Annotated in this window: 18 protein-coding genes; 6 read left to right on the forward strand and 12 right to left on the reverse strand. The window is 58.0% G+C overall.

The window, feature by feature from the left end:
- Positions 1–44: 44 nt before the first annotated feature.
- Together clpP and tig are read right to left on the reverse strand one after the other, a co-directional pair.
- Positions 45–668, reverse strand: coding sequence for an ATP-dependent Clp endopeptidase proteolytic subunit ClpP (gene clpP / locus AXW79_RS17665; protein WP_005315368.1), 624 nt, complete (start codon positions 666–668; stop codon positions 45–47).
- Positions 669–754: 86 nt separating this feature from the next.
- Positions 755–2,065: a trigger factor gene (gene tig / locus AXW79_RS17670; protein WP_005315366.1), complete on the reverse strand. Its 1,311-nt coding sequence runs from the start codon at positions 2,063–2,065 to the stop codon at positions 755–757.
- A gap of 428 nt (positions 2,066–2,493) precedes the next feature.
- On the opposite strand from tig, the gene AXW79_RS17675 reads away from it, so the two are divergent.
- Both AXW79_RS17675 and yfbR read left to right on the forward strand, forming a co-directional pair.
- Positions 2,494–2,928, forward strand: a complete 435-nt coding sequence (locus AXW79_RS17675; RefSeq protein WP_011898663.1) for a YccF domain-containing protein — start codon at positions 2,494–2,496, stop codon at positions 2,926–2,928.
- Positions 2,929–3,024: 96 nt separating this feature from the next.
- Positions 3,025–3,615 (forward strand): 5'-deoxynucleotidase, encoded by a 591-nt coding sequence (gene yfbR / locus AXW79_RS17680; protein WP_005315363.1) that lies wholly within the window; start codon positions 3,025–3,027, stop codon positions 3,613–3,615.
- Between the two features lie 87 nt (positions 3,616–3,702).
- Here yfbR and lolE read toward each other — a convergent pair whose 3' ends face one another.
- Genes lolE through AXW79_RS17695 form a run of 3 tightly spaced genes read right to left on the reverse strand, consistent with a single transcriptional unit; the run spans position 3,703 to position 6,933 of the window.
- Positions 3,703–4,944, reverse strand: coding sequence for a lipoprotein-releasing ABC transporter permease subunit LolE (gene lolE / locus AXW79_RS17685; protein ID WP_005315361.1), 1,242 nt, complete (start codon positions 4,942–4,944; stop codon positions 3,703–3,705).
- A complete protein-coding gene (lolD, locus tag AXW79_RS17690) occupies positions 4,944–5,642 on the reverse strand; it encodes a lipoprotein-releasing ABC transporter ATP-binding protein LolD (RefSeq protein ID WP_005315359.1) in 699 nt (232 codons plus the stop codon). Before lolD ends, lolE begins: the two co-directional genes overlap by 1 nt.
- Before the next feature lie 55 nt (positions 5,643–5,697).
- The gene (locus AXW79_RS17695; protein WP_005315358.1) at positions 5,698–6,933 is read right to left on the reverse strand and encodes a lipoprotein-releasing ABC transporter permease subunit; all 1,236 of its coding nucleotides are present in this window, start codon (positions 6,931–6,933) and stop codon (positions 5,698–5,700) included.
- Between the two features lie 76 nt (positions 6,934–7,009).
- Between AXW79_RS17695 and AXW79_RS17700 the strand changes: the two genes are divergently transcribed.
- On the forward strand, positions 7,010–7,585 hold the full coding sequence (locus AXW79_RS17700) for a PilZ domain-containing protein (protein ID WP_005315356.1): 576 nt from the start codon (positions 7,010–7,012) through the stop codon (positions 7,583–7,585).
- 9 nt (positions 7,586–7,594) lie between these two features.
- Positions 7,595–11,059, forward strand: a complete 3,465-nt coding sequence (gene mfd, locus AXW79_RS17705) for a transcription-repair coupling factor (RefSeq protein WP_005315354.1) — start codon at positions 7,595–7,597, stop codon at positions 11,057–11,059.
- Between the two features lie 88 nt (positions 11,060–11,147).
- Here mfd and fbp read toward each other — a convergent pair whose 3' ends face one another.
- The gene (gene fbp / locus AXW79_RS17710; protein ID WP_005315352.1) at positions 11,148–12,182 is read right to left on the reverse strand and encodes a class 1 fructose-bisphosphatase; all 1,035 of its coding nucleotides are present in this window, start codon (positions 12,180–12,182) and stop codon (positions 11,148–11,150) included.
- 383 nt (positions 12,183–12,565) lie between these two features.
- Here fbp and AXW79_RS17715 point away from each other — a divergent pair, with 383 nt between their 5' ends.
- Entirely contained in the window at positions 12,566–14,182 is a 1,617-nt protein-coding gene (locus AXW79_RS17715) for a peptide ABC transporter substrate-binding protein (protein WP_005315350.1), read from the forward strand.
- Between the two features lie 47 nt (positions 14,183–14,229).
- Here AXW79_RS17715 and AXW79_RS17720 read toward each other — a convergent pair whose 3' ends face one another.
- The 3 genes from AXW79_RS17720 to sixA form a co-directional block, all read right to left on the reverse strand.
- Entirely contained in the window at positions 14,230–15,150 is a 921-nt protein-coding gene (locus AXW79_RS17720; RefSeq protein WP_005315348.1) for a DMT family transporter, read from the reverse strand.
- A 200-nt stretch (positions 15,151–15,350) separates the two neighbouring features.
- On the reverse strand, positions 15,351–15,557 hold the full coding sequence (locus tag AXW79_RS17725; protein ID WP_005315346.1) for a DUF1107 domain-containing protein: 207 nt from the start codon (positions 15,555–15,557) through the stop codon (positions 15,351–15,353).
- Between the two features lie 122 nt (positions 15,558–15,679).
- Positions 15,680–16,147: a phosphohistidine phosphatase SixA gene (gene sixA, locus AXW79_RS17730; RefSeq protein WP_005315344.1), complete on the reverse strand. Its 468-nt coding sequence runs from the start codon at positions 16,145–16,147 to the stop codon at positions 15,680–15,682.
- Between the two features lie 162 nt (positions 16,148–16,309).
- Here sixA and AXW79_RS17735 point away from each other — a divergent pair, with 162 nt between their 5' ends.
- Positions 16,310–19,084, forward strand: a complete 2,775-nt coding sequence (locus AXW79_RS17735) for an insulinase family protein (protein ID WP_011898662.1) — start codon at positions 16,310–16,312, stop codon at positions 19,082–19,084.
- A 303-nt stretch (positions 19,085–19,387) separates the two neighbouring features.
- On the opposite strand, the gene AXW79_RS17740 is transcribed toward AXW79_RS17735, so the two are convergent.
- The 3 genes from AXW79_RS17740 to AXW79_RS23230 form a co-directional block, all read right to left on the reverse strand.
- Entirely contained in the window at positions 19,388–20,035 is a 648-nt protein-coding gene (locus AXW79_RS17740) for a thiopurine S-methyltransferase (protein ID WP_005315341.1), read from the reverse strand.
- Positions 20,036–20,258: 223 nt separating this feature from the next.
- On the reverse strand, positions 20,259–21,632 hold the full coding sequence (locus AXW79_RS17745; protein ID WP_005315340.1) for a leucine-rich repeat-containing protein kinase family protein: 1,374 nt from the start codon (positions 21,630–21,632) through the stop codon (positions 20,259–20,261).
- A gap of 304 nt (positions 21,633–21,936) precedes the next feature.
- Positions 21,937–24,080 (reverse strand): hypothetical protein (locus AXW79_RS23230; protein WP_043151262.1); only part of this gene is annotated, 2,144 nt, incomplete at its 5' end.

Genomic DNA, 24,080 nt, shown 5'->3' on the forward strand with positions numbered 1-24,080 from the left:
TCAGGACACAGTCACTCAGGCCATGTCCAGGACGACACCGGAGCTCAGCCGCGCTGGCTCAGGATACCGTCAACCAGGCCATAAGCAACGGCTTGATCGGCCGACATGAAGTTGTCACGGTCGGTATCACGCTCTATGGTGGCCATCTCCTGACCGGTATGGAAGGCCAGACGCTCGTTCAGGGTATTCTTGATTTTCAGGATCTCCTGGGCATGGATCTGGATGTCAGATGCCTGTCCCTGGAAACCGCCCAACGGCTGATGGATCATCACGCGGGCACTGGGCAGGCAGAAACGCTTGCCCTTGGCACCACCGGCCAGCAGGAAGGCACCCATGGAGCAGGCCTGCCCCATACAGACGGTACTCACATCCGGCTTGATGAACTGCATGGTGTCATAAATGGACATGCCGGCCGTGACGGCACCACCCGGAGAGTTGATGTAGATGCTGATGTCCTGATCCGGATTTTCGGACTCCAGAAACAGCAGCTGGGCTACAACCAGATTTGCCATATGATCTTCAACCTGACCAGTCAGGAAGATCACCCGCTCCTTCAACAGACGAGAATAAATGTCGTAGGAACGCTCCCCTTTTGCAGTCTGCTCTACCACCATGGGGATGAGCGCATTGCGTGGGGATTCAGTCACATCGTTATAGTTCTTGTACATAAGGCATTGTCCCTAAAATAAAATGGCCCGAGTGGAGATCACACGAGCCATTATACTTAACAGTCTTGACCTTAAGTCAAATGTTCTTAGGCAGCGGCACCGGACTTGTTGATCACTTCGTCAAAGGCAACTTCTTTCTCGGTCACTTGCGCTTTGGACAGGATCAGGTCGATGGCTTGATCTTCAACCGCCAGATTGCGCACGCCATTCAGCATTTGCTCATTCTTCTGGTAGTACTCGATCACTTCCTTCGGATCTTCGTAGGCAGTGGCCATGGACTCGATGATGCTGGTCACGCGGGCATCGTCAGCCTTGATCTCGTTGGTACGGATCACGTCGCCCAGCAGCAGACCTACGCGTACGCGACGCTCGGCCTGAGCCTGGAACAGCTCAGCCGGCAGCTCAGGTGCGTTGCCGCCCTGGAAACCGCCAAAGCGCTGCAGAGCCTGTTGACGCAGGGTATCGATCTCCTGAGCAACAGCAGCCTTCGGCAGATCGATCTGGTTGGCTTCAACCAGACCGTTCAGAACCTGCTCTTTCACGCTGTTTTTCAGGGCTTGAGCCAGTTCGCGCTCCATGTTCTTGCGCACTTCGGCTTTCAGCTCTTCAACGTTGCCGCTCTCGATACCGAAACGCTTGACGAACTCTTCAGTCAGCTCAGGCAGGATCTGCTCTTCAACCTTGATCAACTTGGAGGCGAACTTGGCCGCTTTGCCTTTCAGGTTTTCAGCGTGGTAGTCAGCCGGGAAAGTCACTTCGATAGTGAACTCGTCGCCCGCTTTCTTGCCCATGATGGCGTCTTCGAAGCCAGGGATCATGCGACCGGCACCCAGTACCAGGTTGAAGCCTTCGGCTTTGCCGCCGTCGAACTCTTCACCGTCGATGGAACCGATGAAGTCCATGGTCACACGCATGCCATCGGCAGCGGCGGCATCGACATCAGCCCAAGTGGCGTGCTGCTTGCGCAGGGTGTCGATCATGTTGGCCAGATCTTCATCCTTGACGGTCGCAACCGGCTTCTCGACCTTGATGGTCTCCAGGCCAGCCACTTCAAACTCGGGATAAACTTCAAAGGTCGCGGTGAATTCGAAATCCTGACCTTCCTGGATCTCTTTCGGATCCATGGTCGGGGCACCGGCCGGGCTCAGTTTGTTTTCGATGATGGCCTTGATGAAGTTGTTCTGCATCATTTCATCAGCAACACGAGCGTGAGCCATGGCGCCGAACATCTTCTTGATGATGGCAACCGGGGCCTTGCCAGGACGGAAACCGTCGATACGACGGGTTTTGGCCAGGCCGTTCAATTCTTTACGCACGGCAGCGTCAACGGTAGCAGCCGGTACAGTGATGGTAAGACGGCGTTCCAGACCCTGGGTTGTCTCTACAGAAACTTGCATTCTTTTACCTCGTTCAACTCAGCACTGTGTGCTGACCCTTATTGCCCCTGGGCAAAGCCCGGAGTCTTCCTGTTTATAAAGACAACGACTGTCTTTGTGATGAGAAAATATGACGCGACATTATAGCGGCGCACTTTGGTCGAGTCGAGCCACACATCCCCCAACGGGGGTGGCGATAGCACAATTCGCGCAAAACTGACCCTTATATGGGGAACTCCCGAGCAGACTTCAAGCGCACAACACGCAAGAATTTGCACTTGCTCACCTTTTTTCGCGCAAAGGCCTACTTTTTCACCTCATTTCCTGCCAAAAAGGCAGCCTGTTCAGGGGTTGCGACCCAAATTGTCCACCCTGTCACATCAACCATTGCGTCTATGGCCGCTGCTCGCTATGGTGACAGCCAAATTTATGAGTCTGGAGTGACCAACATGGCCTTTTTCCGCTTCTTGTTTAACCTGCTCTGGTTTGTACTGGGGGGCGTCTTCATGGGGCTGGCCTGGTGGCTGGCCGGGCTGCTCTGCTTTGTCTCGCTGATCGGGATCCCCTGGGGTCGCGCCTGCTTCGTCATCGGCACCTTTACCTTCTTCCCGTTTGGCAAGCAGGCGGTGAGCCGCAAGAGCATGACTGGGCAAAGCGACATTGGCACCGGTACTCTGGGGCTGATTGGCAACATTCTCTGGTTCCTGGTGATCGGGATCTGGCTGGCCATCGGCCACATCGCCTCGGCGCTGGCCTGCTTCGTGACCATCATAGGCATTCCGTTTGGCATCCAGCACCTCAAGCTGGCGCTAATTGCCCTGGCCCCCATAGGGCAGATGGTGGTGACCAACCACGAAGCCGAATCCGGTCGCTACATTCGCTGAGCACCACGCAAAATTGCACGGGCAAGCTGCCTGCGCAGCAAAAAAAAGGGCAGACTAGGGTCTGCCCTTTTTCATTGCCACTGCCCGAGGCCCTCCATGCTTCCCAGCCATTTTTTTGCCAATCTCGCCCGCATGAAACTCATTTACCGCTGGCCGCTGATGCGCAACATACAACCTGAAAACATCGCCGAGCACAGTCTGCAGGTCGCCATGGTGGCCCACGCCCTGGGGCTTATCCAGAATCGTCTTTTTGGTGGCCAAGTCGATGCGGATCGCGCCGCCGTGATGGCGCTCTACCACGACAGCAGCGAGGTGCTGACCGGCGATCTGCCCACACCGGTCAAGTATTTCAATCCCGAAATTGCGAGGGAGTACAAGAAGATAGAGCTGGCCGCCGAGCAGCGCCTGCTGGGGATGCTACCGGCCGAACTGGTGGAGGATTTTCGCCCTCTGCTGGACTCGGGAGCCCAGGACGCCGGGCTGGTTCGTCTGGTGAAAGACGCCGATACCCTCTGCGCCTACACCAAGTGTCTGGAGGAGATAAACGCCGGCAACCGTGAGTTCGAACCAGCCAGGAAACGCCTCGAAGCCATGCTGGAAGCGCGCATGAGCCCGCAGATGCATTACTTCATCGATGTCTTCGTGGCGAGCTTCTCCCTGCCGCTCGATGAGCTGAACGCCCACTAAGCCAGCCAAACCACCTGAAAACAGAAGGGCCCGCCGGTTTGCACCGGCGGGCCCTTCGTTAGTGATCGGCAGATCAGATACAGCGCATCAGTGCCCCAACTCCCGCGATGGCACCAGACCGCTCGCCCGCCAGGCAGGATAGAGGGTCGCCAACAGGCTCATCAGTATGGCTGCACCAGTCACGATGGCCAGATCCTGCATGTGCAATTCGGTCGGCAAGAAGTCGATAAAGTAGATGTCAGGGTTGAGGAAGCGATGGCCTATCACCCCTTCGATAAAGCCCAGGATCTGGGTCAGCTTGCTGGAGAGCAGGCCGCCGAGCAGGGCACCAAGCAGCGCCCCCGCCACCCCGTTAACCATGCCCTGAATGACGAAGGTAAGACGGATCTGACCGGGGCTCGCCCCCATGGTCTTCAAGATGGCAATCTCGCTGCGCTTCTCGTTCACCGCCATCACCAGGGTGGAGACGATGTTGAAGCAGGCCACTGCCACCACCATCAGCATCACCACATACATGACGGTACGCACCATCTGTATGTCCTGATAGAGGTAGCCCTGCCGGCTCATCCAGCTGCTGATGTAGACGTAATGCGGAAATTTCTGGGCAGCCGCGACCGTGATGGATTGTGCCTTGAGCACATCGCTGACCTTGAGGCTGAACCCTTCCACCGTATTGCCCATGCCGGTCATGGCCTGGGCATCGGCCAGGTGCATGAAGCCGAGCATGCCATCGAGCTGACCGCCAATCTCAAGCAGGCCCACTACCTTGAGGGATTCCCGCTTCGGGTTCTTGATGCCGGCGGCGTCCCCCCCTTGCGGCAGCAAGAGGGCAACCGAGTCACCTATCTTGACCCCCAGCTTGTCGGCGATGGTCTTGCCGAGAATCAGCCCATGTTCGCCCACCTGCAGTTCACGCAGACCACGGCCTGTCATGTATTTGCCCGCATCCGACAGATTCGCTTCGAGCTCCGGCAACACGGCACGCACCTGCAAGCCCTTGAGGGCATTGCCATGCTCAAGCAACCCATTGAGGGTGATCACAGGCGCGGCAGCTTCCACCCCTGGCTGGGCCAGCAGGTAATCCCGCAACTTGGGCCAGTCAGGCAATGGTGCCTCCATCCCCATCAGCTCACCGTGAGGCACCACTGAGAGCACTCTGTCTTTGAGCTCCCGCTCGAACCCGTTCATGGCAGAGAGACCCAGAATGAGGGCCATCACACCGAGAGCGATACCGATGAGGGACGAGGCGGAAATAAACGCGATGAAGCCGTTGCGACGACGGGAGCGGCTGTAACGCAGGCCCAGAAAGAGGGGCAGCGGTTTGAACATCAGGCGACCTCCGCCATGATGCCGCTCACCAGGGTGACCCGCCGATGGAGCTTGGCGGCCAGACTCAGGTCATGGGTGACTACCACGAAGGCAGTGCCCAGCTCACGATTGAGCTCACAGAGCAGCTCGTAAACAGCAGTGGCGCTGGCGTGATCCAGGTTGCCGGTGGGCTCGTCCGCCAGTACCAGGCTGGGCTCGTTGACCAGGGCGCGGGCAATGGCCACCCGCTGGCGTTCGCCACCGGACAGCTCGGATGGCCTGTGGTTGAGACGATGGGAAAGCCCCACCCGACCCAGCATGCGAGTCGCCTTGTCGGTGGCGACGGCTACCGACTCACCAGCAATAAGCAGCGGCATGGCGGTGTTCTCCAGCGCGGTAAACTCGGCGAGCAAGTGGTGAAACTGATAGACAAATCCCAGCTCCTGGTTGCGGAATCTCGCCTGAGTACGGCTATCCCAGTGGTGGATATCCTGCCCCTTGAACAGCACGGCGCCGCTTGACGGGTTGTCGAGCGCCCCCATCAGATGCAGCAAGGTGGTCTTGCCCGATCCCGAGCTGCCCACCACCGCCAGCATCTCGCCGGGGGCCACACTCAGATCAATCCCCTTGAGAACCTGGATCTCCAGCTCACCCTCTTGATAAACATGATTCAGGGCCTGACAACGCAGCAGAGGTTCACTAGACAAGGGTTCATTCATAAAGGGAGCTCCACTTACGCCGGTAATCTCACCGGAGGTAACAACAGAAGATGAGTTATTCATAACGCAGCGCCTCGGCCGGTTTCACCCGGGCCGCACGGGCCGCAGGGTAGAGGGTGGCACTGAAGCTGAGCAGCACGGCGCCCAGCAGGATGGTAATGACCTGGGTTGGCTCCACTATCACGGGCAGGCCGCTACCGCCCGCCGTCATATAGAGGTTGAGCCCCACCGCATCGAGCAGGGGGTTGAGTCCGAGCGAGAGTGCGAGCCCGGTCAGGCCGCCAAGCAGGGCGCCGATCACACCGCTGGAAGCGCCGAGCACCATGAATATCTTGACGATACCCGACTCGTTCATGCCCATGGTGCGCAGTATGGCAACCTCTCCCTCCTTGTCGGTGACCACCATCACCAAGGCGGAGAGGATGTTGAAGGTGGCGACCGCGATGATCAGCACCAGCATCAGCCCCATCATGCGCTTCTCCATGGCGACCGCCTGAAACAGCTCACCGCGCTCTCGGCGCCAGTCCTGCCATTCCAGCCCATCCGGCAATGCCGTCTTTATCACCTGATCGGCGGCGAAGGGATCGTCCAGCCAGAGCCGAATGCCACCGACGGTTTCTGTCGGCAGGCGCAGCAGGCGCTGGGCATCCCCCAACGCAACCAGAGCAACCTGGCTATCCACGTCGGCGCCGACTCCGAAGATGCCGGAAACGGTAAACAGGCGCTGGGCAGGGACCCGACCAAAGGGCGTGAAACGGGTGCCCTCGGTCAGAAGCAGACGAACCTGATCCCCCATGGAGACCTTGAGACGGCTGGCCACCCCCTGCCCCAGCACTATGTGGTATTCGCCCTGCTGCAGGCTGTCGAGGCGACCCATCTGCATCTGGGCGTGCAGTATGTCATCCTTTGGCCACTGGGCCGGGTCTATCCCCTGTACGCTGACACCGATGAGCTGGCCCGGGCTCTGCAACATCCCTTCGCTATCGAGCATGGGGGCGCTGGCAATCACATGGGGCAGCTTGGCAAGGTCGGGCAAACCGTCGGGATGGGCATCGATGCGGTCAGTCTGGTTGGTCACCACCACATGGGGGATCACGCCCAGGATCCGGCCCTTGAGCTGCCCTTCGAAGCCGTTCATCACGGATATGACCACCATCAGGGCCGCGACCCCGATGGCGATACCAAAGGTGGAGAACAGGGAGATGAATGAAACGAAGCGATTACTGCGTCGTGAGCCTGCGTAGCGAAGGCCAATGGCCAGCGACAGCGGCTGAAAAAGTCCAGTCTTCAAGGAGTTCTACGTTGCCAACAAAATAAGATACCGGATAATAAAGGGAAACCGTCTATGACAACAAGGGATAGCCTCCATGCAGGAACAGTTCTTCAGCGTCACCCATGCCACCCCGGTCAATGTGATCCCCATGCCCGGTGACTTTCATCTGCCGACGCTGGAGGCACTGGAGGCCGAACTGCCCGAGCCCTTTCGCATCGCCTCCTCCATCACCTCCATCGACATGGTGACCAGTCGCCTGATGCGAAACCAGAATGAATCGATGCATGATCTGGTGGAAATCGTCAACCAGCAGTCGCGCAAGATCGACATGATCATGGGTTATGTGCTGTCGGTGCAGGATCACCCCGAGCATCGCTTCCACACCCTGCGCTTTGGCGCAGGCCAGCTTACCTACCTGCATCCGCACCAGGGCCATGGCGAGCCACCGCCTCTGCACCAGATAGTGCGACTCAAGATCTTCCTGCGGGAAGAGGCCTCCGCCATCTACTGCTATGCCGAGGTCAAGCAGCTGGACCCGAGCGAACATGGCACTCAGGTGGGGCTCGATTATGCCCGGATCCGTGAGGATGACCGCGAACTGCTGGTCCGTGCCAGCCTGCATGTCCAATCCAAGCAACTCAAATTGCGTGCTCAAGACCGTCAACGTTAAAAGAATCGAATGATGCCAATGAAGCTTCCCGCCTTGCCCGCCAAGGCGGGCCAAAAGTTAACGCTCGGCCAGTTGACCGGCAGCAGCCTTTCACTGGTTGCCGCCCGCCTTACCACCCAAGCGAACCGCCCGGTCCTGCTGGTGACCGCCGATACCCCGAGTGCCCTGCGCCTCGAGCAGGAATTGCAGTTCCTGCTGGCCGATCAAGGTTGCCCTGTGCTGATGTTCCCGGATTGGGAAACCCTGCCCTACGACACCTTTTCCCCCCATCAGGACATCATCTCCCAGCGACTGGAGACCCTCTACAAACTGCCGCAAATGAGCGCCGGCGTGCTGATCGTGCCCATCTCGACCTTGATGCTGCGCTGCGCCCCCCAAGTCTACCTCGACAAGTACAGCCTGATGGTGAAGGCCGGTCAGCGCCTCAACCTGCAACAGTTGCGAGGACGTCTGGCCGAGGCAGGCTATGTGGCGGTGGATCAGGTGCTGGAGCACGGCGAGTTTGCCGCCCGCGGCTCACTGCTCGATCTCTTTCCCATGGGCAGCAACAGCCCCTATCGCATCGACTTTTTCGATGACGAGGTGGACTCCATCCGTCCGTTCGATCCCGAGACCCAGCGTTCCAGCGAACCGGTCAAGACGGTCAGCCTGTTGCCCGCCCGGGAATTCCCCACCGACGAGGCCGCCATCGAGCTGTTCCGTGGGCAATTTCGCGAACAGTTCGAGCTGTCGCGCGCGGAAGGCTCCGTCTATCAGGAAGTGAGCAAGGGGCGCTGGCCCGCCGGCATCGAATACTACCTGCCGCTCTTCTTCCATCAGACCGCCAGCCTGTTCGACTACCTGCCGGACAACACCCTGCTGCTCACAGTGGGGGATATCTATCCCGCGGCCCAGCGCTTCTGGAACGACATAGGCCAACGCTATGAGGACAGGCGCTGGGACAACACCCGCCCCTTGTTACCACCCCAGCAGATCTACCTGCCGGTGGAGCAATTGTTCGCCGCCCTCGGTCACTATGGCGCCGTGCGGCTGCAGGAAGCCGCCACCGACGGCGGCGCCGGCCAGCATGATCTCCCCATAGCCGCGCTGCCGGAGCTGCAACTGGATCACAGCAAAGAGCAGCCCATGCTGGCGCTGAACCAGTTTCTGGACAGCTTCACGGGCCGCACCCTGTTCGTGGTGGAATCAGAAGGACGGCGGGAAGTGCTCGGCGATCTGCTGGCGCGCATATCCTTGCAACCCAAGGAGTTCCCCTCGCTGGATGCCTTCATAGCGGGCAAGGCGCGCCACGGTCTGCTGGTTGCACCGCTGGAGCGGGGTTTTCTGCTACAAGAGGCCGGGCATGATGAGCTCGCCCTTATCACGGAGACAGAGCTGCTGGGCGGTAAAGTCCGCAGCAAGCGAGCCCGGGAAAAGAACAAGAACTTAAGCTCGGATGCGGTGATCCGAAACCTCGGCGAGTTGACCCAGGGCCAGCCTGTGGTTCACCTGGATCACGGCGTCGGCCGGTATCTGGGGCTCGAAACCATCGATGCCGGTGGCCTGCCCACCGAGTTCCTGACCCTCGAGTATGCCGGTGGCGACAAGCTGTTCGTGCCGGTCACCAACCTGCACCTCATCAGCCGCTACACAGGCTCTGACAACCCGCCCAGCCACAAACTCGGCGGCGAGGCCTGGGTCAAGGCGCGGCGCAAGGCGGCAGAGAAGGTGCGCGACGTGGCAGCCGAGCTGCTGGATGTCTATGCCCTGCGGGCGGCGCGCCACGGTTTTGCCTTCCAGCACGACAGGGAGGCCTACCGCCAGTTCGCCGCCGGTTTCCCGTTCGAGGAAACAGAGGATCAGCTCAACGCCATCAATGCGGTACTGGGGGACATGTGTCAGGCCAAGAGCATGGACCGGCTGGTGTGCGGCGACGTGGGCTTTGGCAAGACAGAAGTGGCGATGCGAGCCGCCTTCGTGGCGGTCCATGGCGGCAAGCAGGTCGCCGTGCTGGTGCCCACCACCTTGCTGGCCCAGCAGCACTACGACAACTTCCGTGATCGCTTCGCCAACTGGCCGGTGCGGGTCGAGGTGCTGAGCCGCTTTCGTACCGCCAGGGAGCAGACCAGCGTGATGAAGGAGCTGGCCGATGGTAAGGTCGACATCATCATAGGTACCCACAAACTCTTGGGCTCAGATCTGACCTTCAAGGATTTGGGGCTGCTCATCGTCGATGAGGAGCACAGATTCGGGGTGCGTCAGAAGGAGAAGATCAAGGCGCTGCGGGCCGACGTCGATATCCTTACCCTCACGGCGACGCCTATCCCGCGCACCCTCAACATGGCGATGGCCGGCATGCGGGATCTCTCCATCATCGCCACCCCGCCCGCCAAGCGGCTCGCCATCAAGACCTTTGTGCGCCAGCAGGATCCTGCGGTCACCCGCGAGGCGGTACTGCGTGAGCTCAAGCGCGGTGGTCAGGTCTACTACCTGCACAACGACGTGGAGAGCATAGAAAAATGCGCCGGCGATCTCGCCGAGCTGGTGCCGGAGGCCCGTATCGGCATCGCCCACGGCCAGATGCGCGAACGCGATCTTGAGCGAGTCATGTCGGACTTCTACCACCAGCGCTTCAACCTGCTGGTCTGCACCTCCATCATAGAGACCGGCATAGACGTCCCCAGCGCCAACACCATCATCATGGATCGCGCCGATCATCTGGGGCTGGCCCAGTTGCACCAGTTGCGGGGCCGGGTTGGCCGCTCCCACCACCAGGCCTATGCCTACCTGCTCACCCCTCATCCCAAGTTGATGAGCAAGGATGCGCTCAAGCGGCTCGAGGCCATCGCATCGCTCGAAGATCTCGGCGCCGGTTTTGCGCTGGCGACCCACGATCTGGAGATCCGGGGTGCAGGCGAGCTCTTGGGCGACGATCAGAGCGGCCAGATCGAATCGGTCGGTTTCACTCTCTACATGGAGATGCTGGAGCAGGCGGTCGAGGCGCTGAAAAATGGCAAGGAGCCATCGCTGGAGCAGCTGATGAGTCAGCACACAGAGGTCGAGCTGCGCCTGCCCGCCCTGTTGCCGGAGGAATACATACCGGACGTCAACATGCGTCTGTCCATGTACAAGCGCATCGCCAGCGCGGCCGACGAGCAGGAGCTGCGCGAATTGAAGGTGGAGCTGATCGACCGCTTCGGCCTGCTGCCGGAGGCGACCAAGACGCTCATGGAGATTGCGGCCTTCCGCCAGCGCGCCACCGCCCTTGGCATTCGCCGGGTGGAGATGAGCGAGCGCGGCGGTTACCTGGACTTCACTCAGGATACTCGCGTCAACCCTGGCTATCTGGTCAAGCTGCTCTCCGAGCAGCCACGCATCTACAAGATGGATGGGCCCACCCGATTGCGCTTCCAGGTACCAACCCCGGACCGCGCCATGCGTCTGAAACTGGTGGACGGCCTGCTGGCGGATCTCGCCAACCATGCCAGCCACTGATGCAAGAAACGCAACTCGCCCAAACAAAACGGGAGCCATATCGGCTCCCGTTTTTTTATGCGCTCATCGCAGACGCTGGATCAGTGCATCAACCCTGATTGGCCGGATCCTCATGGGCGGAGAACTCCCGCATGAAGGCCTCGGCCCGCTCCACCATCTTGGTGGAACCGACGAAGTAAGGGGTGCGCTGGTGCAAGGCAGTGGGCTGGATGTCCATGATGCGGCCAAAGCCGTCGGACGCCTTGCCACCGGCCTGCTCCACCAGAAATGCCATGGGGTTGCATTCATAGAGCAGGCGCAGCTTGCCGTTCGGGGAGTTGGTGCCGGACGGATAGATATAGATGCCGCCCTTGAGCAGGTTGCGATGGAAATCGGAGACCAGGGAGCCGATATAGCGGGAGGTGTAGGGTCTGTGAGTCGCCTCGTCCCGCTCCTGGCAATATTTAAGGTACTTCTTCACTCCGTCCGGGAACTTGATGTAGTTGCCCTCGTTGATGGAGTAGATCTTGCCCTCCTCCGGGATGCGGATGTTCTCGTGGGAGAGGCAGAAGCAACCGATGGAAGGATCGTAGGTGAAGCCGTTGACGCCAAAGCCGGTGGTGTAGACCAGCATGGTGGAAGAGCCGTAGACCACGTAACCGGCAGCGACCTGACGGTTGCCCGGTTGCAGGAAGTCTTCCAGGGTGACGCCCGTCCCCGGGGCGCTGAGACGGCGGTAAATGGAGAAGATGGTCCCGACCGAGACGTTGACATCAATGTTGGAAGAGCCGTCGAGGGGATCGATCAGCACCACGTATTTGGAGTGACGGGAGAGCTCGGAATCAAAGGAGACGAAGTCCTCTTCTTCTTCGGATGCAATACCGCACACTTCACCACGGGCTTCCAGCGCGGCTTTAAAGCGCTCATTGGCATACACATCCAGCTTCTGCTGCACCTCGCCCTGCACGTTTTCAGCACCCATGGAGCCGATGATGTCTGCCAGCCCCGCTTTGTTGATCTCCCGGTTCACCACCTTGGCGGCCAGACGGATGGAACTGAGCAGTGAGGTCAGCTCGCCGGTCGCGGTGGGATAATCCGCCTGCTTTTTGACGATGAACTCGCCCATGGTGATCATGTTTCGCATTATTGTTCCTTTAAGAGCGTTTCCGTTGGCTTTGAAAACGTTTGCACGCGTCGACAAAAAAAGTGCCGATCCTCGGCAGCCTTGTTTTGTAACCTAATGTAACGCCTGTTTTTTGTTTTTGCAGCGAATTAAGCCGCTGGATAAACGTGCGATTTACGCCTCACCACCCCATCAAAAGGGCATAAAACCAGTGCCAATTGGTGACTTTTATCATGTTAATTCGCAGCAAAAAATCACGAACAGGCAGCCATGATGGGTGCAACGGCCCACTTGGCCCCCCTATCTGGGTAGCTGATGGCAAGGCCGGTGCCCACCTCTTGAGATCTCCAGATCAATCCAGCACACTGACCAGGCTTTGGAAGCAAAAAACATAAGGATATTCAATGAAAAGGACACTCATTGCCGGCACGGTTGCCGCCCTGTTCGCGTTACCGACTCTGGCGGCTAACGTGCCTGCCGGCACCCAGCTGCTACCCGGCGATCAACAAATCTTCGTGCGCAACATAGGTTCAGAGCCCGCCTCCATCGCTCCCCAGATGGTGGAAGAGAGCTCTGGCAGCGATATCGTCAACGACCTGTTCGAGGGTCTTTATACCCTGGATGGCGACGGCAAGCTGCAAGCAGCCGGGGCGCTTGGCTATGAACTCGACACCACGGGCACCGTCTACACCTTCAAGCTGAGACCCGAGGCCAAATGGTCCAACGGCGAGCCGGTGACGGCGGCGGATTATGTCTATGGCTGGCAACGGGCGGCGGATCCCAGAAACGCCTCCAACTATGCCTGGTTCATCGAGCTGACCGGCGTCACCAACGCCAGCGACGTGGTGCAGGGTAAAAAAAGCCCGGATGCCCTCGGCATCAAGGCCCTCGATACGCACACCCTGCAGATCACCCTGAACAACCCTGTGCCCTTCTTTCTGAAGACGCTCTCCCACTACACCACCTTCCCCGCGCCCAAGGCGACCATAGAGAAGTTCGGTCATGAGTGGGTCAAGCCGGGCAACATCGTCTCCAACGGCGCTTTTATGCTCAAGGAGTGGACCCCCAACGAGCGCCTCATCGCAGAGCGCAATCCCCTCTACTGGGATAACCAGAACACAGTGCTCAACAAGGTGCTCTATCTGGAGATAGTCTCTGACACCGCCGCCTACAACCGCTATCGCGCAGGGGAACTGCACTACACGCCCTATCCGCTGGAGCAGTACAAGCAGCTCAAGACCCAAAGCCCGGAGGAGCTTGTCAACGCCCCCATGCTCGCCACCTATTACTATGTGTTCAATACCCAGCGCAAACCATTCGACAATCCAAAGGTGCGCAAGGCGCTCTCGCTTGCCATCGACAGAGACACCATCACCGAGAAGATCCTGGGACAAGGTCAGCTCTCCGCCTTCAGCCTGACCCCGCCGAGCGTCGACGGCTTCGAGCTCAAGCGCCCTGCCAGCCAGTTGCTGAGCAAGGAGGAGCGCGTCAAACAGGCGAAAGCATTGCTGAGCGAGGCCGGATACGGCCCGGGCAAGCCGCTGGATGTGGACATCCTCTACAACACCAACGAGAGCCACAAGAAGATAGCCCTGGCCATCTCCTCCATGTGGAAACGCAACCTGGGGGTTACCGCCAAGCTCAACAACATGGAGTGGAAGACCATGGTGTCCGCACTCAATGAGGGGGATTTTACCGTCAGTCGCTACTCGTGGAACGGGGATTACAACGATGCCTCGACCTTCCTCGACATCATGACCTCCAGCAGCAGCGCCAACAGCGGCAAGTGGTTCAACAAGCAGTATGATGCCCTGCTGGCGAAGGCTCATGACTCCAAGGATCCGGCCGAGCGCAACCGCCTCTATCAAGAGGCCGAGGCGCTGATCGACCAAGAGGCCCCCATCGCCCCCGTCTATTTCTATGTCAAGTCACGGCTGCTCAAGCCCAACATCAAGGGCTATCCCTATCAGAACCCACAAGACGTGGTTTATTCGAAAGACCTCTATCTCACCGCGCAGTAACACCCTGACCTCCTAAACAGAAAGACCGCCTCGAAGGCGGTCTTTTTTCAATCTTCCTGACAGCTCGCCAGCGCCACACTGGCCCGACGACGCAGTAGCACAGGCTGCACCAGCAGTTGCGCCAGCAAGACCCCAAGCGGGGTCATGCCACCACCGATCAGGTGATAGCTGGTCAGCGTTTCCCCCAGCCAGCTGATGGCCAGTGCCGCCGTCATCACTGGCAGCAGATTCATGAAGATAGCGGTGCGGCTTGCCCCCAGCAGGGCTATGCCCTGCATCCAGAGCCAAGGCGACAGCGCCGAAGTGGGGATCCCCGCATACAGGATGAGCCAGAGCGCGCGGCCATCTGGCCACTGCCCATCCACCAGCAGGTAGAACGGGGTGAGAAACAGCAGGCTGCACAGCACCTGGCCGTAGAGCATGGACCAGTTGTCCAGCCCCAGATCCCACTTTTTGAGCAGGACGCTATAGAGGGCATAGGTGCCCGCCGAGAGCAGCATATAGACGGAGCCGATGTGAATGCCCTGGGTAAACAGACGGGACGGATCCCCCTGTCCCAGCAAGATGGTCAGCCCCAGAATGGAGATAAGCCCACCGAGCAGAGCCCCCCAGGTGGGACGCTCACGCAGCAGCCAGATACTGAGCAGTACCGTCATCAGCGGTGTCAGCCCCATCATCAGACCTATCTCCGTGGCTCCCAGGGTTTGCGCCGCGTAGTACCCCAGGGTCTGGTTCAGCACCATGCCGAGCAGGGCCAGCGCCGCCAGCTGATAGAAACCGGCCCGCAGTTTGGCCCGATCCCGCCAGGCCCTGTGTGCGAGGAAAGGCGTCAAGATGATGGCGGCCACCATCCAGCGCGACCAGGCCAGTGCCGCGGGTGAAAGCAATCCAACCGCCAGCTTGCTGACAATGGCATTGCCAGACCAGATGGCCATGCAGGAGAAGGGAAACAAAAAGGCAAGAGGCATAACGCTGTGCACAGAAACGATCCGGTATTTCAGGCGGGAGTATAAGGGGGCAAACAAGATTCGCAAGCACAGCCCGGCATTGCGAATGCGGGTGACGTTGAACCGAGATCGAACTGAGCCAATTCGGCCATATCAGGGCTGAAAACAATCATGCCCGCACAGTGGCGGGCATGAAGCGGCTGGATGGGATGGCACAGAACTTATGCCGCATCCATGTGCAGTCTGGAGATCATCTCATTGACCTCGAACACGGTCTGGCGGTGGGGTATGTCAGCTGGTGTTGGCATCATCAGCAAGCCTGACTGGAAATCAAAACGCCCCCTGCCATGGATATAAATCCGCCCCTTGAAGAAGGTTTTGACATGTTTTGCCACCATCAGTGGCAGGTACTTCTTGAACACTCTCATCGTTTGCAACCTCTTGCAGTTGTATCCGTATGACAGCAGCTTCTGCGAAATAATTCCGTAAATTCTTTATAAAAATCCGGAAAAATCGCAACTCTCTTCCCCAAAAAACCAATCTATAACTTTTAACGTATTGTATGTGGTCCTTCCAGCCAGAGCAATACCCCCTTGCCATCTTGCCATTCGATACAGGCCATGCCTGACGTGGCAAACATGGGGGCACCTGCCGCCGGGCAGAGGCTCTGCACCAGATAACCTACCAGTGGCAGGTGGCTGACCATCAAAATTTGTTCATGTGTTGCCGCCAACGCAGTGAGATAGCTTGCGACAAAAGCAGGATCTCCATAGGGAGTGATCTCCTTGCTCTCTTCGACCCTGGTGGCCTTGGGCAATTCACTGCATATACTCTGCCAGGTTTGTCTGGCGCGCAGATAATTGCTGTGGACAACCAAATCCAGCACCCCGTCCAGTTGGGGCGCCAGCCAACTGGCCATGTGAATGGACTCTTCAATTCCCTGCTCGGTCAGTGGACGCTGTTCATCTGTTTTCGCATTCATGCCAGCCTGGCCATGACGCATGATGTAGATTTTCATTACAACCTCGCCCAACGGGCCTGTTTTGATAGCGGGGGGATCTTACCCCGCCATGCCGGGGGAAACAATTGCGCTACCTCTCAGAAAAGGGTTTGCCTCACTGGATAGCGGGGTCGATAATCATGTTTAAATTCAAATAAATCCAACACGAGTCACGCGCCAATGAGCCCATATGCCAGCCCTAATGACCATCGGCAATACCACTATCTGGAGCTGGCAAACCGGCTCAGAGTCTTGTTGATCTGCGATCCCGACACCGACAAATCTGCCGCTTCCCTGGCAGTCAACACCGGTCATTTCGACGATCCGGCTGATCGGCAGGGGATGGCTCATTTCCTTGAGCATATGCTGTTCCTTGGCACCCGCACTTATCCCAAGCCTGGTGAGTACCAGCAATTTATGAGCCGTCATGGCGGCAGCAACAATGCCTGGACCGGCACCGAGTTCACCAACTTCTTTTTCGAGATAGACACCGGCTTCTTCGAGGCCGGTCTCGACCGTTTTTCCCAGTTCTTCATCTGCCCCACTTTCACCCCCGAGTGGGTGGATAAAGAGCGCAACGCGGTCGACTCCGAGTACCGCCTAAAGCTGCAGGACGATGTGCGCCGCAGCTACCAGGTACATAAAGAGACGGTCAACCCGGCCCACCCTTTCTCCAAGTTCTCGGTCGGCAACCTGGATACCCTGGCGGATCTGCCCGGTCGGGATCTGCGCGCCGACCTCATCCGGTTCTACGAATCTCACTACAGCGCGGATCGCATGGCGCTGGTGATGATCTCGCCTGAATCCATCGAGACCCAGATTGAGTGGTGCGATCGCTTTTTCGCTCCCATTTTGAATCGCAATTTGGGAATACCGACCCTGACGACCCCCCTCTATCGCCTCGACGATCTCGGCATCCGCATCCGCATCAATCCGGTCAAGGAAACCCGCAAGCTGGCGCTGACCTTTCCGCTGCCCAATGTGGATGAGTTTTATGACAAAAAACCTCTCACCTTCCTGAGCCACCTCATCGGCTATGAAGGGGATGGCAGTCTGCTCTCCCTGCTGAAAGCAAAAGGCTGGGTCAACCAGCTCTCCGCCGGGGGCGGCATCAGCGGCGCCAACTTCAAAGATTTCGGGGTGAGTTTCGGCCTCACGCCGCTTGGGCTCGAACACGTCAACGAGATAGTGGCCGCCCTGTTCGGCTACCTGAAGCTCATCGAGCGCGGCGGGGTGGAGAGCTGGCGCTACGAAGAGAAGCGCACCGTACTCAAGTCGGCGTTCCGCTTTCAGGAGCGGGGCCGGGCCCTCGACACCGTCTCCGGGCTGGTGTTGAACCTGTTCAGCTACACGCCCGAGGATCTGCTCTACGGCGATTACATGATGCGCGAATACGACGAGGCGCTGATCCACCGCCTGCTCGCCAAGCTCACGCCACACAATCTGCGCATGACCATCACAGCGCCGGAGCTGGCCACGGATCGCCTGGCCCGCTGGTATCAGACCCCCTATGGCGTCGACATCATCACGGAGGCGGAAAAGATCCACTGGCAGCAGAGCGAACCTAATCCGGCCCTCACCCTGCCCTTGCCAAACCCCTTTATCAGCAACCGGCTCGATCCGCGCCAGCCAGCACTGCAGGCCGACATGCCCGCCTGCATCATCGACAGGCCCGGGTTTCGGCTCTGGCATCTGCACGAGCATCAGTTCAGCGTGCCCAAGGGCAATCTCTACATCTCCATCGACAGCGAGCACGCGGTCAAAAGCCCGCGCCACATCGCCATGGCACGGCTTGCGGTAGAGCTGCTCACGGATCACCTCAACGCCCTCACCTACCCGGCGGAGCTGGCAGGGCTGGGCTACCAGATCTATGCCCACCAGGGCGGCTTTACCATCAACCTGAGCGGCTTTGCGGACAAGCAACCCCTGCTGCTCGACATGATCCTCGGCAACCGCACCCTGGGCTATCCGGATCCGGGCCGCTTCGCCGAGATAAAAGAGCAGCTCATCCGCAACTGGGACAACCAGTCCAAGGCGCGGCCCATCTCCCAGCTGTTCAACCAGCTCACCAGTTTGCTGCAACCAAACAACCCGCCGTTCGAGCAGTTGCTGCGCCATCTACGCACCGTGGAACTTGGCGAGATGCCGGCGTTTGTCGCCCAGCTGTTCGGGGAGGTACACATAGAAGCGCTGGTTCACGGTGACTGGAATGCCGCCGAGGCGCTCGAACTGGCCGCTCTGCTGGAGCGCCACCTCGGCACCCACAGCCAGCCCAGTGCCGAGACCCGCCGCCCGCTCATCTCCATCCAAAACAGGGGCACCCTCATTCGTGAGCAGGGCTGCGAGCACGAAGATTCGGCGCTGCTGGTCTACTACCAGTCCCGCACCACCCGGGCGCGGGATCTCGCCTGCTTCACCCTGGCAAACCACATAATGTCGTCCACCTTCTTCCACGAGCTGCGCACGCGCCAGCAGTTGGGGTACGTGGTGGGTGCCGGCAACCTGCCCCTCAACCGTCACCCCGGCCTCATCTTCTATATCCAGTCGCCAGTGGCAGGGCCCCAGCACCTGCTGGATGCGGTGGAAGAGTTCATCGACCTCTTCCCGCTGGCCATGCTGGAGCTGACCGAGCAACAGTGGCAAGACAGCAAGGTGGGCCTGCAAGCCCAGCTGAGCGAACGGGATGCCAACCTGCGCAGTCGCGGCCAGCGGCTCTGGGTCAGCATAGGCAACAAGGATCTGGGGTTTGATCAGCGGGAAAGGGTGTGCGAGGAGGTGGGCAAACTGAGCCGTGCCGATCTGGTGCGCTTCATCATACAGCTGCGCTCACGCACCTCGGACAGACTGATCCTCTGCAGTTATGGTCAGGGTCATGAGCATGACGAACGCATCACGGGCCAGTTTATCGACGACCCCAAGGCGTTCAGGCTCGCCGCCAACACCTTCGAGGCCTGAAGCAGGCATTCCCGCCCATCAGCCAATCCCGCCCAATAAAAAGCCGACCCCTTGAGGTCGGCTGGAAAAACCATAACAATTGCGACCAAAGCCGCCAAAAGTGAACATGAGCGTGAAAATCAGACACTGCGTTGATGGTCGGCCGGATGGTTCAAACCAGAGCGCACCTGCCAATATCAACAGTGATTGAGAAACAGGCTCATCTTAGGCACTCCCCTCCCTTGTCACGTTGATCTATGTCAAAGGAGGTATCAAAGAGTCAGTGACCTGCCGGTTTGTCGGCCTGGATCACGCTTTCACTTGTCAGCCGCGGCGGATCAGGCGATAGGCCACTTCATCAAAATAGGAGAGCTGACCGGAAAGCACCCTGGGGTGATCCACCTCTGCGGCACGGCCCAGCACTTCCACCCGAAAATCGCGCTCGAACAGGGTGCGCACTTCCATCTCCCCCACCGAGAAGGGCGGCTGTTTCTGCTGCTCCGGCTGATACTCCAACGTCACCAGCAGGATCTGACCACCGGTTTCCATCAGGCGGCTCATCAGCTCCGCATACTGGCGGCGCATCTCCGTCGGCAAGGCGATCAGCGCAGCCCTGTCATAAGCCAGCCGGTAGCGACGCCCCAGCTCGGGGGCGGCAAAAAAATCCCCCTGATGGATACGCAAGGAGCCGTGCTGATGGCACTGATAAGGGCCTAGCTCGCTGAGGGTATCGGTAAGCTGGTTTTCACTGAAGAACTGTTCGATGGCGAGCGCAGAGAGCTCGAAACCATCGATGGGGTGCCCCAGGCCATTGAGCCAGAGCATGTCACGGGACTTGCCGCACAGGGGCACCAGCACGGGTTCATCCTGTTGCTGGGCAGACCACCAGGATTGCAGCCAGCGATTGAAGTCTGCCTGATGAAAGCCAATCCGGTTCTCTTCCCAACGCTGATGCCAAAACGCAGCTTCCATCCTAATACCCCTGTTACCTGAAGATGCCTCAATATCACAACTTAACCCGGCGCACGCAAGCCCTGGGCCGAGCCGACGGGTAATTTTTGCCAGGCAAACGATTGCAAAACCAAAAAGGACCGCCAGGCCCCTTTTCTGACATCTTTATGTCATGGATATGTGATGGGTGATCGGCTGCCTCACCAACATAACGTGCGCTGACATGCCAACTGGCCACGCGGGCTCAGGCACAGACTGGCTCGGCGACCATCATGGCCGCCACCGCAGTTATCCTGGCCGAGATCTGCGCAAACGAGGGACGCTGCGACACCTGCTCGCAGAGACATGCCCGAGCCAGCAGAATGAGATCCTGCAGCGACTCGCTCTGCGGCTGGCAGCGCGCCAACAGCTCGTCGAGCAGGCAACCAAAGGCCCTCACCTCTATCCGCTCCAGCCCCTCGGCCAGCACGCATTCCGTGCGGTCGTAGCAAGAGGCAGCACCAAAATCGCCGAGCAGCACCTGACCCTTCCCTTGAAAGGAGTGCAGTATGTTATGGCCATAGAGATCGCCGTGCATGATGCCTCGCTCATGCAGATGCCCCGCGGCAGCCGCTATGCCCTGCGCCATGGCGAGCACGGCAGCCGGGGGGAACGACAACCCTGCGGGATAGACGTCGCGAGTGCAGGAGTCCAGGCTCGGCGGCCCGGCCAGATTGGCAAACGTTGGGTCTATCAGCGCCATCACCAGCGCCGGCATGCCGGAGGGGTGATCCGCCACCTTCCCCAACACCCTGATCAGGTTGGGATGAGTGCCGGCCGCCAGCGACGCCGCCATCTCGCAGTGAGGCAAGCCATCGCTGGTCACAGCCCCCTTGAACAGCTTGACCGCCACCGAGCGCGGCCCGTCACCCTGCAATCCGTCGCAAGTGATGCGGGTGGCACTGTGGATCACCCCAGAGGCCCCCTGCCCCAGCAGTTCGCCCAACTCAAGCGCCCGCCACGGCACTGTGGCGATATGAGCCACATGAGCATCATCGATGGTCCGTGCCTCCTCGCCTTCGCTAAAGGGGTTGCCGGAATAGGCGAGCCAGGCGAGACGCGGCAGCGAGAGCAGCCAGTCGGGGAAGCGCTCAATGCGGTTGGCGGCGATACGCAGCAGCTCCAGATTACGGCAGTTGGCAAGGCTGGCGGGCAGCTCGCGCAGGCGGTTGCCCGCCAGCATCAGCTTTTGCAGGCGGCTGCACTGACCCAACTCATCGGGCAACTGTGCGATGGCGTTGTCAGTCAGGATCAGCCAGCGCAGCCCCGCAGGCAGCGACGCGGCGGGAACCGTGTCAATCCGGTTTGCCTTGAAGCCCACCATGGTCAGTGCCGGGCAGCGTCCCAGCACCTCGGGCAACTCGGTAAAGCGGTTCTCTGAGCAGAAAATGATGCGCAGTTTGCTAAATCCGGCCAGCTCGTCAGGGAGCGCGCTTAGCTGATTGCCTGTGAGATCCAGCACCTCCAGCGTCTCTTTGAGGCTCAGGATCTCGGGTGGGAACTCCGTCAGATTTTCACAAAGCTTCAGATGGCGGGCGCCGCACAGTTCACCCGCGCGCAGCTGTTCCAGAGTATACATAACCGTTTCTCAATCCTGATGACCGCGCTGACGGCGCAACGCAGCCATCAGCGCGCGCCGGACCTGAGTCCGGCGGTTTTAAAAGGGGGCATTATAGAGAATTCGGGGCGCAGATCGCCCCTTTTGTTGCCTTGGTGACGGGGCATGGCGTTCAGCAACACCGCCCCATCGAATTGATGAAACACGTAGGGTGCAATAAGCGAAGCGCATTGCGCCGTTTGCTGAGCGGCTTTTGGGCAAGGTATGAGGCGCAAAATTAGCGGTGCAATTTCATTGCACACTACGGACTTGAAACAGACAGTTTTTATTCAAACCGCTGCTCGTGATCCATATCCTCGCGCTGTTCACGCTCTTGTTCATCTTTGATCCATTCAGTGAGCTTTGCAGACGCTAATTGAGCAGCCGCAGCTATATCAGCCCTCTCATGTTGCACCAACTTTCTGATCGCATCTGCTTTGGGTCGCATCATGTTTGCTCCACGGCCAGAACAGGCACGCTTGGCGAATGCCTCTAAAACAATTTCAGGTTCAGGGGACGCCTCCAACAACCTGATCGAGGATGCCGACATAGTAAGTCCACCAAGATCTTCTCCTTCCGTCCAAAGGCTCACGCCCACTGCAACAATGCCCCAGACATAAGGATCGTTTTTGGTACGACACCACTCAATCAACACATCCATATCGATCTTGGAGAGAGGAGACTGTCGCAATCCGCTATGGTGGATAAAAAACAACCGCCTACGTTGCTGTTCTTCCGTTCCCTCCAAAATACGATTGAGAAATGCTTCTGGCATCAATCCCGCTGTTGTATTAATGGCACGGTTGAAAGCATGAATGTAGCCATGGTGCTTCTCAACAACAGCAAAGATCGTGTCCAACCACTCCAGCTTTTCAGCCTCATTACCATCAAAACGCAATGCAGCCTGAATAACTAGATCCATACGATAACCAACAGACCCACTATAGTTATGGTGTTCTCTTGTAATAATCTGGATTGCAGCCCTTAGACCTATCCGCCGAAGATCAGTTCCGAGAACATCCCTATCACGTTCTTTACCACGTAACCTAATGCTTAGAGCATGCACAACAACATCATCACCGTTAGGTTTACTTAGAAGCTGCAGAGCAAGATCAAGAATGCGCTCTCTGGGCAAATGAGCATACTTATCCTGCCAAAGGATTGGCCCATACATGCTGAGAGGAATATCAACATCATCCAGAAGTACCATACAACGGTTTAGATCAGTTTCTGTGAACTTCCGCTGAGAATGTAGACCTACCAACACACGTCTAAGATCAGGATGTTGGGCACAATACTCAAGCATCTCCTCAGCTAGCGGTGGATTGATAAATTCAACCTCTCCGATGAAACCACCAAAGACAGCAAAATCCCTGCAAGTTTCAGGCTGCTGTTCGAGTTGTTCAACAAGTTGTAGCCAACCAACTTGTAAGTCATGTGCTCCTCTTGCCAACCCTCTCCCGAATGAAATGCGGTATGGCAGCCAATCGTTGGAAAACAGCTTAGGACATAGCTCATTTAGCCCATATTCAGATGCAGCAAACGCCTCACCCAGCCTAAATGCCCTTGCTTCAAGTTGATTCTCAGATTCTTGAAATACATCGGTGTCACTATTTTCAAAATCAGTTTCTTGCACACAAGAATCAAGTTCCGAACTTAGTACATAAATCATGATTTTTGGAACCAAACCTTGGGGCCTCAGCGCCCTCTCCAATGCGGCAAGATTGTCTGGTAGAGGTTCGACATCACTCTCACCTTCTAGCTTGATATGGTCCAAATAGATTGTTGAACGAATTGCAATCCAACCTTCACCCCAAGGGTGATGAGCGTGTAACTTGTACGCAGCATCGACTAATACGATTCTCATCGCTTCTTCACCCCACATATCTCGAAATGCATTCGCTAGGACCTTCCGCACAGAACTTTCAAGATTTGGATCTCTGGAGGTACCCAGTTTGACTGCAATATCGATAAAAGCTTTGCGCCACTCAGACAATTCATCCTGACTGGGGTTAAATCCATTGTCTCTTGGCCGAGCACCAAACTCATTCATTCCAAAGCAAGTCCAATGAGCCTCTAAGGCGGTCGAAAACATCCTGAAACCCAACGATCTACGTCGAGCAACGCCTGATGTAAGATATTCATTCATGATTGAAATGCGTTGCGATAAGGAAGCATGTGTACCTGACAGATATGCTTGGAAAAATTGTATAATCTGATTTCTCACCGAGTTGTTATCGTTGCTTTCCTCTTCATAGTCCGCTACTTGAATGAGAAGTCTGATACACCGCTCGAAGGCTTTCGATTCATATGCCAGTAACTGCAAAAGATTGATAATTGATGTTCGACGAGAATTATAACCTGGCATCATGCCTTCAAAATCAGAGGCAGTAAGAACGGTTTCAATTCTGTCTAAATAACTGATCCTAA

The sequence above is a fragment of the Aeromonas salmonicida subsp. salmonicida genome (assembly GCF_001643305.1).
Classification (GTDB): Bacteria; Pseudomonadota; Gammaproteobacteria; order Enterobacterales; family Aeromonadaceae; genus Aeromonas; species Aeromonas salmonicida.

Bases quoted from the DNA above. Each gene is read 5' to 3' on its own strand.
- clpP (WP_005315368.1), bottom strand. From the start codon at position 668: ATGTACAAGAACTATAACGATGTGACTGAATCCCCACGCAATGCGCTC.
- tig (WP_005315366.1), bottom strand. From the start codon at position 2,065: ATGCAAGTTTCTGTAGAGACAACCCAGGGTCTGGAACGCCGTCTTACC.
- AXW79_RS17675 (WP_011898663.1), top strand. From the start codon at position 2,494: ATGGCCTTTTTCCGCTTCTTGTTTAACCTGCTCTGGTTTGTACTGGGG.
- yfbR (WP_005315363.1), top strand. From the start codon at position 3,025: ATGCTTCCCAGCCATTTTTTTGCCAATCTCGCCCGCATGAAACTCATT.
- lolE (WP_005315361.1), bottom strand. From the start codon at position 4,944: ATGTTCAAACCGCTGCCCCTCTTTCTGGGCCTGCGTTACAGCCGCTCC.
- lolD (WP_005315359.1), bottom strand. From the start codon at position 5,642: ATGAATGAACCCTTGTCTAGTGAACCTCTGCTGCGTTGTCAGGCCCTG.
- AXW79_RS17700 (WP_005315356.1), top strand. From the start codon at position 7,010: ATGCAGGAACAGTTCTTCAGCGTCACCCATGCCACCCCGGTCAATGTG.
- mfd (WP_005315354.1), top strand. From the start codon at position 7,595: ATGATGCCAATGAAGCTTCCCGCCTTGCCCGCCAAGGCGGGCCAAAAG.
- fbp (WP_005315352.1), bottom strand. From the start codon at position 12,182: ATGCGAAACATGATCACCATGGGCGAGTTCATCGTCAAAAAGCAGGCG.
- AXW79_RS17715 (WP_005315350.1), top strand. From the start codon at position 12,566: ATGAAAAGGACACTCATTGCCGGCACGGTTGCCGCCCTGTTCGCGTTA.
- AXW79_RS17720 (WP_005315348.1), bottom strand. From the start codon at position 15,150: ATGCCTCTTGCCTTTTTGTTTCCCTTCTCCTGCATGGCCATCTGGTCT.
- AXW79_RS17725 (WP_005315346.1), bottom strand. From the start codon at position 15,557: ATGAGAGTGTTCAAGAAGTACCTGCCACTGATGGTGGCAAAACATGTC.
- sixA (WP_005315344.1), bottom strand. From the start codon at position 16,147: ATGAAAATCTACATCATGCGTCATGGCCAGGCTGGCATGAATGCGAAA.
- AXW79_RS17735 (WP_011898662.1), top strand. From the start codon at position 16,310: ATGAGCCCATATGCCAGCCCTAATGACCATCGGCAATACCACTATCTG.
- AXW79_RS17740 (WP_005315341.1), bottom strand. From the start codon at position 20,035: ATGGAAGCTGCGTTTTGGCATCAGCGTTGGGAAGAGAACCGGATTGGC.
- AXW79_RS17745 (WP_005315340.1), bottom strand. From the start codon at position 21,632: ATGTATACTCTGGAACAGCTGCGCGCGGGTGAACTGTGCGGCGCCCGC.